Origin of the sequence: Desulforamulus aeronauticus DSM 10349 (genome assembly GCF_900142375.1) — a bacterium.
GTDB lineage: Bacteria > Bacillota > Desulfotomaculia > Desulfotomaculales > Desulfotomaculaceae > Desulfotomaculum > Desulfotomaculum aeronauticum.
On record NZ_FRAR01000020.1, the window covers coordinates 104718 to 118066 of the forward strand.

The 13349-nt window shown below is 43.9% G+C and carries 14 protein-coding genes; 11 read left to right on the top strand and 3 right to left on the bottom strand.

The genetic code is table 11. The annotated features are described in order from the left end of the window. Window positions 1-176: 176 nt before the first annotated feature. Entirely contained in the window at window positions 177-1484 is a 1308-nt protein-coding gene (locus BUA78_RS13495; RefSeq protein WP_072915464.1) for a TrkH family potassium uptake protein, read from the top strand. Window positions 1485-1500: 16 nt separating this feature from the next. Beyond that, complete coding sequence (locus BUA78_RS13500; RefSeq protein WP_072915466.1) at window positions 1501-2175, top strand: potassium channel family protein; 675 nt, start codon at window positions 1501-1503, stop codon at window positions 2173-2175. A 31-nt stretch (window positions 2176-2206) separates the two neighbouring features. Here BUA78_RS13500 and asnB read toward each other — a convergent pair whose 3' ends face one another. Next, window positions 2207-4054, bottom strand: a complete 1848-nt coding sequence (gene asnB / locus BUA78_RS13505) for an asparagine synthase (glutamine-hydrolyzing) (protein WP_072915469.1) — start codon at window positions 4052-4054, stop codon at window positions 2207-2209. A 326-nt stretch (window positions 4055-4380) separates the two neighbouring features. Here asnB and BUA78_RS13510 point away from each other — a divergent pair, with 326 nt between their 5' ends. The 4 genes from BUA78_RS13510 to glnA all read left to right on the top strand — a co-directional run bounded on the left by BUA78_RS13510 (window position 4381) and on the right by glnA (window position 9713). After that, window positions 4381-4959, top strand: coding sequence for an ANTAR domain-containing response regulator (locus BUA78_RS13510; protein WP_072915472.1), 579 nt, complete (start codon window positions 4381-4383; stop codon window positions 4957-4959). A gap of 205 nt (window positions 4960-5164) precedes the next feature. Next, entirely contained in the window at window positions 5165-6463 is a 1299-nt protein-coding gene (locus BUA78_RS13515) for a glutamine synthetase family protein (protein ID WP_072915474.1), read from the top strand. A 54-nt stretch (window positions 6464-6517) separates the two neighbouring features. Next, the gene (locus BUA78_RS13520) at window positions 6518-8095 is read left to right on the top strand and encodes an FMN-binding glutamate synthase family protein (protein ID WP_072915477.1); all 1578 of its coding nucleotides are present in this window, start codon (window positions 6518-6520) and stop codon (window positions 8093-8095) included. 283 nt (window positions 8096-8378) lie between these two features. Then, the gene (glnA, locus tag BUA78_RS13525) at window positions 8379-9713 is read left to right on the top strand and encodes a type I glutamate--ammonia ligase (protein WP_072915480.1); all 1335 of its coding nucleotides are present in this window, start codon (window positions 8379-8381) and stop codon (window positions 9711-9713) included. An 89-nt stretch (window positions 9714-9802) separates the two neighbouring features. Here glnA and BUA78_RS13530 read toward each other — a convergent pair whose 3' ends face one another. After that, complete coding sequence (locus BUA78_RS13530) at window positions 9803-10108, bottom strand: DUF2508 domain-containing protein (protein WP_072915482.1); 306 nt, start codon at window positions 10106-10108, stop codon at window positions 9803-9805. A 202-nt stretch (window positions 10109-10310) separates the two neighbouring features. On the opposite strand from BUA78_RS13530, the gene BUA78_RS20275 reads away from it, so the two are divergent. Then, complete coding sequence (locus tag BUA78_RS20275; RefSeq protein ID WP_175549023.1) at window positions 10311-10454, top strand: hypothetical protein; 144 nt, start codon at window positions 10311-10313, stop codon at window positions 10452-10454. Between the two features lie 98 nt (window positions 10455-10552). Here BUA78_RS20275 and BUA78_RS13535 read toward each other — a convergent pair whose 3' ends face one another. Continuing rightward, window positions 10553-10840, bottom strand: coding sequence for a hypothetical protein (locus BUA78_RS13535; RefSeq protein ID WP_072915485.1), 288 nt, complete (start codon window positions 10838-10840; stop codon window positions 10553-10555). Window positions 10841-10961: 121 nt separating this feature from the next. Between BUA78_RS13535 and BUA78_RS13540 the strand changes: the two genes are divergently transcribed. From BUA78_RS13540 to BUA78_RS19930, 4 genes are all read left to right on the top strand, one after another. After that, window positions 10962-11276 carry a hypothetical protein gene (locus BUA78_RS13540; RefSeq protein WP_072915486.1) on the top strand — a complete coding sequence of 105 codons (315 nt, stop codon included), beginning with the start codon at window positions 10962-10964 and terminating at the stop codon, window positions 11274-11276. A gap of 81 nt (window positions 11277-11357) precedes the next feature. Beyond that, window positions 11358-11864: a hypothetical protein gene (locus BUA78_RS13545; RefSeq protein ID WP_072915489.1), complete on the top strand. Its 507-nt coding sequence runs from the start codon at window positions 11358-11360 to the stop codon at window positions 11862-11864. Between the two features lie 29 nt (window positions 11865-11893). After that, window positions 11894-12610 (top strand): endonuclease/exonuclease/phosphatase family protein, encoded by a 717-nt coding sequence (locus BUA78_RS13550; RefSeq protein WP_238456825.1) that lies wholly within the window; start codon window positions 11894-11896, stop codon window positions 12608-12610. Between the two features lie 416 nt (window positions 12611-13026). Continuing rightward, on the top strand, window positions 13027-13349 hold a 323-nt coding region (locus BUA78_RS19930), incomplete at its 3' end, for a DNRLRE domain-containing protein (RefSeq protein ID WP_139257382.1).

The window sequence follows — 13349 nt, forward strand, 5'->3', positions numbered from 1 at the left end:
CATCTTTAATAATAAAGCAAGTTGTCCCTGGGGTCAATATAAGTGTAAAAGTTAACATAATTACAAATATCTAAACTAAATAGATATTCGGATTTAAATGGAATTTTGTTACCGGATTAGGTATTATATAGTGTGTCATACAAACGTTTTTTAAATTGTAAAAATGAGGTAAGACAATGAATAATAGATTAAGACCCGGACAGATTTTGGTGCTTAGTTATATAGCGGTTGGCTTGCTGGGTAGTTTATTACTAATGCTGCCCGGGGCTTCCACGGGTCCTACTGGTTTTTTGCAGGCTTGGTTTACGGCAATTTCTGCTTTAACAGTAACAGGGCTTACGGTAGTGCCCACCGATTCCCACTGGACGATCTATGGGCAAACCGTAATTCTGATCCTGATGCAGATTGGTGGCTTAGGATTAATGGTTTTTACTACCATTTTTTTAATGATTCTTGGCACGAGGATACAGCTTGGGCAGCGGGCTCTTATAGCCCAGGATAGAAATTTTTTTAATGTTTCGGGGATTCTTCGCCTGGTGCGGAACGTAGTATTTCTAACGCTGATCATTGAAGGCAGTGGGGCAGTGTTAATGGCTTTTCTCACCCCCCATTTGTGGGATAAGGGCTTGGGAGTAGGAGTCTTTTTTGTCATATTTCAGACTGTCAGTGCTTTTAATGGTGTGGGATTAGGTTTGACTGGACAAAGCCTGGAGATATACCGTTTATATCCCTCCTTAATTTTTGTTTATACGGCTTTAATTTTTTTAGGGAGCTTGGGTTATGTTGTGTTACAAGAACTTTTGGTACAGCACAGGTGGCAGAGAATGAGTCTGCATACTCGGTTGGTTTTATGGGTTACAGGGTTTATTATTTTGATTGGCAGTGGTTTTTATTTTATCAGTGAATACAATCGATTAATGACAGGACTATCATTACCCAATAAGATCGTAGAAAGTCTGTTTCAAGCTGTAACCAAAACGGCGGGTTTTACTACGGTTCCCGTTAGTAGTTGGAGTGAACCCTTTGTTTTTCTGGCGCTTATGATGATGTTTATTGGTGCCAGCCCCGGTTCAGTAGGTGGAGGAATTAAAACAACAACCATCGGTACCATTGTTTTGGCAATTTGGGCCGTTGCGCGGGGTAGAAAGGAAGTCGTTATTTGGGAGCGGGAAATTGCACCGGAGAGTGTGACGAAGGCCTTTACAGTGGCGATTATTGCTTTCTTTTTAGTCAGCTTTAGTACCCTTGTGTTAATGGTGATAGAAAACCTGCCCTTTCTGCCAGTGCTTTTTGAAGTGGTTTCCGCTATGGCCACAGTGGGGTTATCCATGGGGATTACCGAGCAGTTGTCTCCCCTGGGACAGGTTCTACTAACTGTCTTGATGTTTGTTGGGCGGATTGGCGTTTTATCGCTGGTGATTTTCTTAGCAAAACAAGAGCAGCCGCGGGTACGTTATTTAAAAGAAGATATATTAATCGGTTAAAGGGTGGTATTTAGGAATGAAAAAGTCGTTTATTGTAGTTGGTGTGGGCAGATTTGGACGTGGGGTTATAGAAGGGCTTTATGAAAAAGGCCATGATATTTTTGCCGTTGATGTAGATGAAGAAGCTCTGGACCCGGTCAGAGAGATGATTGTTTCCGGTGCTATTCTTGATGTGGGAGAGGATGATGAAGAGTTAATAAAAATTGTGGGAGAAAAGAATTTTGATGAAGCTGTAGTGGCTATAGGTCAGGAGTTTGAAGGAGCTCTAATTGCTACTCATATCTTAAAGGAGGCCGGTATCCCGGTATCGGTCAAAGCTTCCTCCGAAAGACGGGGCAATGTATTGTCTAAAATGGGTGCGGACAGGGTTGTTTTCCCTGAGCGAGATATTGGACGACGATTGGCACACATCATATCCAATGACACAGTCATTGATTTGTTGGAATTGCCCCAGGGTTTTGTGGTAGAGCAAATAGAAGTAGGAATAAGATTTACCGGTAGAACCTTTGTGGAAATGGATATACCCAAACGCTTTGGGGTTTATATATTATTAGTCTATAGAGGTAATGAAACGATCCAGCCAGTGGCTGCTACCGTTCTCAAGGCAGGAGATGAGATAGTAGTCTTTGGGGAACGGGTAAAATTAGCTGAGTTTGAAAAAGAGAATTTTAAAGAAAAGAAGGGGCGTTAAGCCCGTTCTTTTCTTGTGCATAAATAATTCTCTATGGTAAAATAACCACCCGGTATTCTTTTAACCATTCATTAACTTGATAGAGAAAAGCGAACAGTTGCGGACCGCTCATCAGTTGACCAAACCAAGGCTGGCTAAGACTATCCCCTTCGGTTTCTACCAATTTACGAACGTAGGACACATCGATTAACGGAAGCAAGGGAGCAGTGGGATCATCGAGAATCTCCAGCAGTATTTGACGAACGGCCGCCAGATAGGCGGGGTTGTGGGTTTTGGGGTATGGGCTTTTACGCCGTTCCAGCACGTCTTCCGGCAATACGTCGGCCAAAGCCAAGCGTAATAAGCCTTTTTCTCGGTTGTTAAAGTATTTCATAGACCAGGGCACGTTCCAGACGTATTCAACGATACGGTGATCACAGAAGGGCACCCGTACCTCCAGCCCGGTAGCCATACTCATACGGTCCTTGCGATCCAGTAGGGTTTGCATGAACCAAATTTGGTTAAGATAAAACATCTCTCGCCGTCTGCCGTCTGCCGCAGCTTCACCCAGCAGACGGGGGACTTCTGATAGGGTTTCCTGATAGCGATTAATTACATACTCAACAAGGTTTACTGGTTCCCGTATTTCCGGAGCCAGCAGTTTTTCCCGGTAACGAACGGACCTGGACCAGGGAAAGGTGGGGGCGTTTAAAAGATCCTCCCTGTGAAACCAGGGGTACCCCCCAAATATTTCATCAGCACATTCACCGGAGAGGGCCACGGTAGCATCTTTTTTAATTTGTTGGCAAAAGAGATAAAGAGAAGCATCCACATCGGCCATGCCCGGCAGGTCCCGGGCCAACATAGCAATGCGCAAGGCCTCGACCAATTGCGGCGTATCCACAGTAACATAGTGATGTTGGGAGTTTAGAAAGGTTGACATACGCTCTATCCAGGGAGCATCGGAATTAGGCTGATACAGGCTTGCCTGAAAATAGCGGTCATTATCTGTATAATCCACCGAATAGGTATGCAAGGGACCCTGGCCAGCACCTTTGTAGGTTTTGGCGGCGAAGGCCGACAGGGCACTGGAGTCTAAGCCGCCTGAGAGGAGGGTACATACCGGAACGTCCGCTACCAATTGGCGGGAGATGGAGTCCTCCAACAGTTCTCTTACTTTATGAATGGTCGTATAAAGATCATCCTCATGGGGGGCAGTTACTAACTGCCAATAGGGTTTGATAGTAAGGGTATTATTCTTGTAAAAAAGGCTATAACCGGGACGTAGTTCATGAACATTTTTAAACACAGCGTGACCCGGCGTACGGGCAGGACCAAGGGCAAATATTTCTGCCAGTCCGTCTGCAGCAACTTCTGGTTTTACCAGCGGATGGGCTAGTAAAGCCTTTAATTCACTGCCAAATAGAAAGGCATTTTTTCGCTTGGTATAAAACAACGGTTTTACTCCCAGGCGGTCCCTGGCCATAAAAAAACTTTGTTCTACCTGATTCCAGATGCCAAAGGCAAAGATACCGTTACATTTCTCAACACAGCTGGGTCCCCATTCCATATAAGCGGTTAACAGAACTTCGGTGTCGGAATGCCCCTGAAAATGATGCCCCCGTAAGGCCAATTCCCCTCGAAGTTCCGGGGTGTTATACAATTCACCGTTATAAACAATGACAAAGGTTTGTTCACCCAGAGTACGAACCATCGGTTGGCTACCGCCCACAGGATCCACCACGGTGAGGCGCCGATGCCCTAGGGCTGCCCGGTCAGAAATCCAGTATCCTTCAGCGTCCGGGCCCCGATTGGTCAAGGTTGCAGTCATTCTTTCCAGAATTATGCGGTCTTGGGGTAACTGTATTTTTTCATCAATCCAACCCGTAATACCACACATAAACAATTCCTCCTTACGGTTACTAACCAAAATTTTACTACCAAGTAAGCAGCTAGATTGGACAGCTAGCAATAAAAAAACCACCAGGAAAAGGGTAAACAACCCTTTTTGCCAGGTGGCGCCATTGCCTCTCTGCTACTAACTCAGATATTCTGTTTTAATAATTCATATTACGTGCCATACCATAAAAATGACATTGAAAAAGAAAAGAAATATCTGGTTGGCAATTCACAAAAAAATAGTACGAATAAGCTCTTGGTGATGGACTTTTTCCTATGGACAGGATTATTATTTAAATAAGAGTGTCTTTTTTTGGGGGGTACTAGATGTTTGGCAGGCGCGTTCTGCTAGCGGACCCGGATGTGGATTACCGGAAAAGATTGAAAGACTTACTGGCACAACATGGTTACCTGGTGGTGGCTGAAACTGAAGACAGTCAGAGTACTCTCCAGGCAGCTTTTCAAACTGAGCCGGATATCATTATCATGGAAGCAAAGCTGCCGGGGAGTAAGGGTTTGGAAGTTGCTCGGGTGATTGAAGAACACCATCTGGCTCCGGTTGTTTTAATTACGTCTTTTAATGACCGCGAGATCATTGAAGAGGCCAAGTTTTCTGCTGTATTAGGGTATCTAATCAAACCGATAGATGAGGCCAGTTTAATTCCCACCTTGGAAATGGCCATCGGGATATTTAAACGGTTAGTTCGGGTGGGCAAGGAGAACAAGCGGTTAAAGAAAGAATTGGAAGAACGAAAACTGGTAGAACAAGCCAAGCGACTTTTGATGGAGAAAAAAGGGCTCTGCGAACAGGAGGCGCATCGGTACTTACAAAAACTAAGTATGGATCGTTGCAGTTCCTTGCCTAAAATTTGCCAGCAAGTTATAACGAGCCTGTCTAAAAACTAAACATAGAGACTTTGTTTAAAAGGATAATTGTATACAATATATCTATCTGTTGTTTGTTGACTGAGCCAAAAAAGAAATGTATAGTACTGATTACAGGTTAATAATGTACCGGGGCAAAGACGTCCCAACTAGACCTTTGATTTTTGAAGGGTCTAGTTGGGACGTCTTTTTTGTTAGTATCAGCTAGTTTCAGAGGAGGGTTATGATGCAGCCGCTAACGTCTCAGGATGTAATTGAAAGAGCCCAGGAATACCATGTGAAGTTTGTACGCTTACAGTTTACAGATATTCAGGGTAATTTTAAAAATGTGGCTATTACCGTAGAAGAGCTAGAAAGGGTACTGGCCAACAAAATTAGCCTTGACAGCGCGGTGTTGGAGGGAAAATACGGACCAAAACAGACGGATGTTTTTCTAAAACCAGACCCGAGAACCTTTCAGGTTTTCCCTTGGCGTCCCCGTGAAGGGGCGGTGGCTCGACTCATCTGTGATATGGTTTCTGCCGATGGTCAACCCTATGCTGGTTGCTCCCGCAGCAAATTAAGAGAGTCACGGGCTACCTGGGAAAAAAGTGGTTTGGAACTAGCCGTGGGTGCAGAGATTGAGTTTTTCTTATTTCACACCGACCAGCAGGGTCACCCGGTTGCCCAAACCCATGATAATGCGGGACTTTGCGATTTAACTCCGGTGGATTTGGGTGAAAATGCCCGTCGGGATATGGTGCTAACCCTGGAGGAAATGGGTTTTCAAATTGTCTCTAGTCATCATGAAAGTGCCCCTGGTCAGCATGAAATTGTGCTGCGGGAAGAAGACCCCTTAAGTATGGCAGATAAGATTGCCACCTTTAAATTTGTGGTTAGAACCATTGCTCAAAGACATGGCTTACACGCCTCCTTTATGCCGAAACCCTTGCCTGGACATAATGGCTCGGGAATGGCCCTTAGTCTTTGTTTGTATCAGGAGGCTGAAAACGCTCTGGCGGATAGCACTGCCAGCAATGGACTTAGTCATTTAGCAGGCAGTTTTACCAGCGGTCTGGTTAGCCATGCCGCAGCCTTAACGGCCATTGTCAATCCCCTGGTCAACTCCTACAAGCGATTAGGAAATTCGGAGCTGGATCGGGTACTGAGAGGATGGTCCGAAAGTAACAGGAGATCGATGATTAGAATACCTTCTCAGCGAGGTAGTGATACCCAAATTGTGCTACGCAGTCCGGATGCCACCTGCAATCCATACCTGGCCTTGGCTCTGGTGATGCAGGCCGGTCTAAAGGGCATCAATGATAAGTTGCCACTACCGGTATCTTTGGATGAAGAGGGAAGCTGCGAAAGAGTACCCCGCAACCTAGGGGAAGCACTTTGGGCCTTGACACAGGATCAATTCATCCAACAAGCCTTGGGTGAACTAATTTTCAATCGCTATCTGGAGGTTAAGAACAAGGAATGGGATGAATTCCATTACCATGTGCATCCCTGGGAGTTGGAGCGATATTTAACGAATTACTAATAACGTCAAAGGTGTAATCTAATAAATTTGAAATGTATCAGGAGGTAATGAAAGATGACATTAAGTAAAGGTATCAATGCCAGCACCGCAACCATGACCAAATTACGTACCCCCGAGAGCTACTGTGCCTTCAGTGGCATGTGCACCACCTGCCTCGACGGCTGTCCCGGTTTCTGTGAAATCGGTAAATCCGCTGTGCGTGGTAAAGAAGTGCTGTATCCCCAGCCCTTCGGTAAAACCACCTCTGCTTCTCAAAAGGATTATCCCATTGATTATTCCCACTTTAATATTATGGGTACTGCCGTAGGTGCTCACGGTATTGAAGCTGATTCCGATAAAGCGATTTTTCCGGCTGTAAATTTAGAGACCTGCTTAGGTTCTAACAAAGATCTCAAGCTTACTCTACCCATCATCGTAGCGGCTATGGGTTCCACCAATGTAGCTGCAGATAACTGGAATCACTTGGCTGCCGGTTGCGCTATTGCCGGTGCCGGTATTGCTATCGGTGAAAACGTTTGTGCCATGGACCCCAATGTAGAAATTAAAAATGGCCGCGTGGTTCACTCTCCCAACCTAGCCAGAAGAGTGAAGGACTTCCAAGCGTGGTCCCAAGGTGCAGGTTTTATAGCTGTGCAGGCCAATGTAGAAGACACCAAACTGGGTGTGCAGGAATATGCTTTGGAAAAGCTGGGTGTCGATGCTGTTGAGGTTAAGTGGGGTCAGGGTGCCAAGGATATTGGTGGCGAAGTGAAGTTAGACAGCCTGGAACGTGCCCTGCAGTTAAAGAGCCGCGGTTATATTGTACTGCCCGATCCGGAAGATGCCAAAGTACAGGAAGCCTACAAGGCCGGTGCTTTTAAAGAATTTGAACGTCACTCTAGAATTGGCATGGTTTCTGAAGAAAGTTTTGTTAAGCGGGTAGAAGAACTGAGGGCAGCCGGTGCTAAATATGTGTTCTTAAAGACCGGAGCCTATCGTCCGGCAGATTTAGCCCGTGCCGTGAAATTTGCCTCCTTAGCGAAGATTGATCTGCTTACCGTTGACGGCGCTGGTGGTGGTACCGGCATGAGCCCTTGGCGGATGATGAATGAATGGGGTGTACCCACCGTTTATCTTCAGTCCTTGTTAACCCAGTATTGCGATAAGTTGGCTGCCCGTGGCGAATATGTGCCGCCCATTGCCATGGCTGGTGGTTTTACTTTAGAAGATCATCTGTACAAAGGTATGGCTCTTGGTGCTCCCTATGTGAAAGCCATTGGTATGGCCCGTTCCGCTTTAACCGCCGCCATGGTAGGCAAGAACATTGGTGAAATGGTGAAGAGTGGCAAGATACCTAACGAATACAAAAAATATGGTGAGACCCTAGAGCAAATCTTCATTAATACTGCAGTACTCAAGAATAAGCTGGGGGATCGTTTTGCAGATCTGCCCGTTGGTGCCATTGGTGTTTACACCTACTTTGAACGTTTAGCCCAGGGGCTGCGCCAGTTTATGTGTGGTGCTCGCAAGTTCTCCCTGGAGTACATCACCCGGGATGATCTGGTGGCCTTAACTCCCGAAGCTGCGGGGATTAGTGGTATTCGGTATGTTATGGAAGCCGATGCTGATGAAGTAGCCAAAATTCTTGGCTAATAGAATCTCTAATAACTAATTAATAAGAGTGTAATGTTTTGATTAGATGTAGCCCAGACAGGAGTAAAATCTGTTTGGGCTACACTGTTTAATCATCAAAGAAGGGCTAGATTTTTGTAAAGTATTGATGTATACTAAATGAATAATTGAAGAAGCATAGGATGTGCTAATCACAGGGCAATGAAGCCTACGTACAGGTTGTGAAATTTTTACAACCTGCATGTAGGCTTTTCGTTTTGTGATATACTAAGTCTTGGAGATTTTAGTAGAAAGGTGTGTTATTGTGGCTAAGCTGACTAACGATGATGTTAGGCAATTATGTAAGGAGTTACATGTTAAGTTTGTTCGACTGCAGTTCACAGACATTTTTGGGGTATTAAAAAACGTAGCCATTACGGTGGAACAACTGGATAAAGCACTGGAAGGGGAGATGATGTTTGACGGATCTTCCATTGAAGGTTTTGTGAGAATCGAAGAATCTGATATGTATCTCCGTCCAGATCCCAATAGTTTTGTGGTCTTTCCCTGGAAACCCCGGGAAGGCGCAGTGGCTCGCTTGATTTGTGATATTTATAATCCTGATGGCACACCTTTTATTGGTGATCCCCGTTATGCACTGCGTCGGGCCATTGCCGAAGCTGAGGCAATGGGTTACACCATGAATGTAGGTCCCGAGGCCGAATTTTTCCTATTCCATGTGGACAGTGAGGGACGTCCCACCACGAAAACCCACGACCGGGCCAGTTACTTTGATATGACACCCATTGACCTAGGTGAAGATGCCCGGCGCGATATGGTCTTAACCTTGGAACAAATAGGTTTTGAAATAGAAGCTTCTCACCACGAGCTGGCTCCCGGACAGCACGAAATTGATTTTAAATACTCCGATGCTTTGGATGTGGCCGATAAAATTGTTACCTTTAAGCTAGCTGTACGAACTGTCGCTCAGCGCCACGGTCTACATGCCACCTTTATGCCCAAACCTGTCTTTGGTATGGCCGGTTCCGGGATGCACTTGAATCAGTCCTTGATTACCAAAGAGGGCAAAAACGCTTTTTACGATCCTAATGCCCCCATTGGCATGAGTGAAATTAGTATGAACTATATTGCCGGACTGATGCATCATATAGAGGCCATTACAGCGATTATCAACCCTACCGTTAACTCCTATAAACGGTTGGTTTCTGGTTATGAAGCTCCGGTTTATGTGGCTTGGTCTTCCCAAAACCGTAGTCCTTTGGTTCGCATTCCGGCCAAACGTGGTATGTCCACCCGTGTGGAACTGCGCAGCCCGGACCCGTCCTGTAACCCTTACTTAGCTTTGGCAGTATGCTTACGGGCAGGACTTGATGGTATTAAAAAGGGTATGGTACCACCACCACCCTGTGATAGAAACATCTACGAAATGACCTTGGCTGAACGCCAGGAACTGGGGATTGGCAATTTGCCAGAAAATCTTTCTGAAGCCATAAAGGCATTAGAGGCCAATCAAGTGATTAAAGAAGCCCTAGGGCCCCATATTTTTAATCGTTATGTTGAGGCAAAGCTTATTGAATGGGATCGTTATCGTATGCAGGTAAGTGCTTGGGAGTTAGAAGAGTATTTAACCAAGTTCTAATTACTTGCTATCTACCTATTCTAAGCAGGCTGCCCCAGGGAACAGCTCCTGTGCTGTGCTCCTGGGGCAGTTTTTTTCTAATTTATTATCTATCGTTGTCCTCGGAGTAGGCTGTTCATATCCCAGACCTGATAGCACTGATTTTTAGCCTGTTGTAGCAGAGCAATATAACGCCTTTCGCAAGCAGTGGTCTTTAAGATCGTTGCCTCTAACATATCTTTATCGGCCCAATGCATTTGCTCCTGTGCTATCTGCCAGGCTCTTTTGGCCTGCTCTATTTGTAGCACCAGTGCATAACGCTCATCAGAGGTATTATTTTTTAATATGGCCTTTTTTAGATTGCTCCAGGAAAAATCCTTTAGAATACAGTGTAAAATTCTCCTATCTCCCCGCATACCAAAAGCCCCCTCCTTGTCCCAGTTTGTTAATGTGTATTACAAACCATTAACCGATAGTACAAAAAGGGGAAAATTAAAATAATTCAGGTTTAGAATTAATTGACTTATTTTACAATTGGGATTACGGGCTAAGGTATTGAATCTTTAGTTTGAGCTTGTTATAATTTTCTCAATCAAAGAAATTCAGGAGGTGGATGTAATGTCAAAACTGATTGGTAAACTTAAAATCGTTAACGGGAAAGTGCAACTGATTAGAATTGGTGATGGTCAGGAAAAACTTAAAATGGGTTGTGGATATAGAATGTACGCGGCATTACGCCAAGTAAAAGGCAGAATAAAGTAGACATAAAAATTTTAAGGTTTGGGAATTAAATCCCAAACTTTTTTATTTTTAGCAGATAATGTATGTGAAATTTATATCAAATATTTTGAAAATAGAAATTATTTAATGAGTTTCTGTGTCCACTTAAAAAGTTGACCTAACCAGTTACTTTTTTTGCTGGAGACTGCAGCAGCTCCCCATGAATGGTTTTTGCTTTCCAGTACATCCTTTGATACTGGAGGAAGAAAAGTAGTTTTTACCAGAACGGGTCGGAGTCGACCATTCTCATCTCGGATAAATTTTCCCTTTACTCTGATGTCCCCGTTCATGGCTAAGGAAAAGTAATAGTCAGCCTGCTCGCAAGTCAAAGCAATGATTTCCTCCACCCGTGATTGCTGCTTTTCCATGCATTTTCACCCCCCTGAAATGTATTATAGAACTGCTCTGAATCACGGGGAAGGGGTGTAAAATGTTGAGACTGCTGATATAATCGGAGTTGATGAAAGCAAGAATGGGGGTTGTTGTCAAATGGTGTCGCAGCAAGAACTAAGCCGTATGACAGAGACAGAAAGAGAAATCTATCTAGTAGATGTACTGGAAAGAAAGCTTAATGAACTAAAGCATTCAGTAATGACTGCAGAGCAAAAGGAAGAACATGGGCATGGTCCTGAATTTCAGAGGGGTATGACAGCAGGCTTTGTTTCTGGTCTTGCTTTAGCATCCCGGGTTCTGATGCCGGAAAAAGCTATTTCCAGCAAGGTGTTGGAAGTTTTGGAACAATATAATACCTGGGCCCAAAATTTTAACCGACAGGGAAAGAGAGCCAGAACGGAAAAAGATTGACTGTAGCAGTAGAATCAATGCACGCATAGCATATCGTAACCATACTATTATTGGTCTAGGCCATTGTTATGGAGGGATGCTATGGGGGGAGCAATTATTTATCCTGAGATTATTGGAACGCTGGCAGATACCGGTTTTCTTGTGGTACCAGCCATAAAAAAAGAAATGGCCTACTATGCTGAACGCCGCTTCCTGGGTGAAGAAGTAAATTGCCGGTTGAATTGGAATTTAGTCATTATAAAGTCATTAGAAATTTGTTTAATTTCTATGGAAATCCTTTGGGATGATGGAAATGTTACGGTAGTGGGTTTTCCCTCTAAAACTTGGGAGCAATTAAGCCAACTAATGCATTTCCGCAATGTTTTGCTGCTGCCGGATCGGGGACTTATTACTTCTGAGAATAACCTGATTAGCCCGGTAGCTGCCCAAGAGGGTTTTTTGATTGAGGGAATCGATAAAGGGCTCATTCATTTGGCCAAAAAAGCAGCTAATATGCCTCTAGACATGAATGTCCAGGGATTAATGACCTATCTTTGCGATCTTATTAATACGACTCGGTCATCGGACAGTGGTCTTTTCCTCAGTTAAGTGGGGGTGATGAAATAGTAGGGATTAAAGTGATAAGTTATAATATTCGTCATGCCCGGGGGATGGATGATCAGGTCAATCTTAGCCGGATAGTAGAGGTATTAGCCCGGTCTGGTGCACAACTAGTTGGACTTCAAGAGGTGGATAAACATTTGCCCCGCAGTCGTTTCTGCCATCAAGCTAAAATTCTTGGCCAAAGGTTGCAAAAGTATTGGGCTTATGGTGCAACATTGCAATGGGGGGTTGGGCAATATGGTGTTGCTACACTGAGCCATTGGCCTATTGTTTTTCAGAGACTACTTCTTTTACCCAGTCGGGGCGAACAGAGAGGATTGCTAGAAACAGAAATACAACTGGGCCATAGAAGGATTCACTTTTTTTGTACCCACCTAGGATTAAATAGCGAAGAGAGGCAGCAACAAGTCAGAGAAATTATACAGATTGTTCAGGATTCCCCGAACCCGGTTATTCTGGTGGGGGACTTTAATGATGAACGTACCTCGGAGGAATATCAGCTCATCACCTCTGTTTTACAAGATGCTACCGTGCAAGAAAAGGATTTTAAAACCTATCCCGCGAATCAGCCGAAGGAACATATTGATTTTGTTTTTGTCTCTTCTCACTGGCAGGCTACGTCTGTAAAAACGTTTCATTCATTTGCTTCGGACCATCTACCGGTGCTAGTAGAATTAAGGCTGGTAAAACCGGATGTTCATCTGGAATATATAGATATGCTCAAGCAATAGTTAAAACGCACTGGTTTCCCAGTGCGTTGCAACCAGTTGAAAAATATGGAAGATTTATTTATCAATTTGAGTGGTTTGTTAACTATACCAGGATTAAAGATATTCTTTTTGGTGTAGGGTTGAATCAATTTGAAAAGTATCAAGGAGTATTACCTACGTTTTTCAAAACAGTGATATAACAGTAGATAGATTAACGATTATCAAAACCCAATAATGGGGGGCGTAACGAAACTTTAATTTCGTTACGCCCCATTTTGTTTGTAGGTACCCTTTAATTTCTCTTTATAAAGAAAGGATGACCTTTACCATTGACTTTATAGCATTTTAGAAAACTGATTGACAAAATGTAACATTTTCCAGCCCGATGGAATATTTTAGATTGAGCTAGCTAATTTTAGAGAGGGGTTGATTATAAGTTGCCAACGATTTCATTAATACCAATTGGGGACGCTTATATTGCACAGTCTTACCCAACAACCAATTTTGGATCTGTTGTGGCACTGTATATTGGTAGTTTTACTAGGATTAACGACGTATACAGGAGTCTAATACAATTCCCTACACCCATCATACCCGCTGGTAATGTTCTGAACAATGCTTTTTTAAGACTCTATCTTTATAGGAAGGATGTACCGGGTGTTCAACCAATATACATCTACCGGGTTAACACTCCCTTCAACCAAAATACTGTGACCTGGAACAATAGGCCTGTTAGCTCTTACACAGGTAATTTCTATAA

What these genes read in the sequence shown, in the direction of transcription:
- BUA78_RS13495 (WP_072915464.1), top strand. Translation starts at nt 177, where the DNA reads ATGAATAATAGATTAAGACCCGGACAGATTTTGGTGCTTAGTTATATA.
- BUA78_RS13545 (WP_072915489.1), top strand. Translation starts at nt 11,358, where the DNA reads ATGGGGGGAGCAATTATTTATCCTGAGATTATTGGAACGCTGGCAGAT.
- BUA78_RS13520 (WP_072915477.1), top strand. Translation starts at nt 6,518, where the DNA reads ATGACATTAAGTAAAGGTATCAATGCCAGCACCGCAACCATGACCAAA.
- BUA78_RS13515 (WP_072915474.1), top strand. Translation starts at nt 5,165, where the DNA reads ATGCAGCCGCTAACGTCTCAGGATGTAATTGAAAGAGCCCAGGAATAC.
- BUA78_RS13510 (WP_072915472.1), top strand. Translation starts at nt 4,381, where the DNA reads ATGTTTGGCAGGCGCGTTCTGCTAGCGGACCCGGATGTGGATTACCGG.
- BUA78_RS13540 (WP_072915486.1), top strand. Translation starts at nt 10,962, where the DNA reads ATGGTGTCGCAGCAAGAACTAAGCCGTATGACAGAGACAGAAAGAGAA.
- BUA78_RS20275 (WP_175549023.1), top strand. Translation starts at nt 10,311, where the DNA reads ATGTCAAAACTGATTGGTAAACTTAAAATCGTTAACGGGAAAGTGCAA.
- BUA78_RS13530 (WP_072915482.1), bottom strand. Translation starts at nt 10,108, where the DNA reads ATGCGGGGAGATAGGAGAATTTTACACTGTATTCTAAAGGATTTTTCC.
- asnB (WP_072915469.1), bottom strand. Translation starts at nt 4,054, where the DNA reads ATGTGTGGTATTACGGGTTGGATTGATGAAAAAATACAGTTACCCCAA.
- BUA78_RS13535 (WP_072915485.1), bottom strand. Translation starts at nt 10,840, where the DNA reads ATGGAAAAGCAGCAATCACGGGTGGAGGAAATCATTGCTTTGACTTGC.
- BUA78_RS13500 (WP_072915466.1), top strand. Translation starts at nt 1,501, where the DNA reads ATGAAAAAGTCGTTTATTGTAGTTGGTGTGGGCAGATTTGGACGTGGG.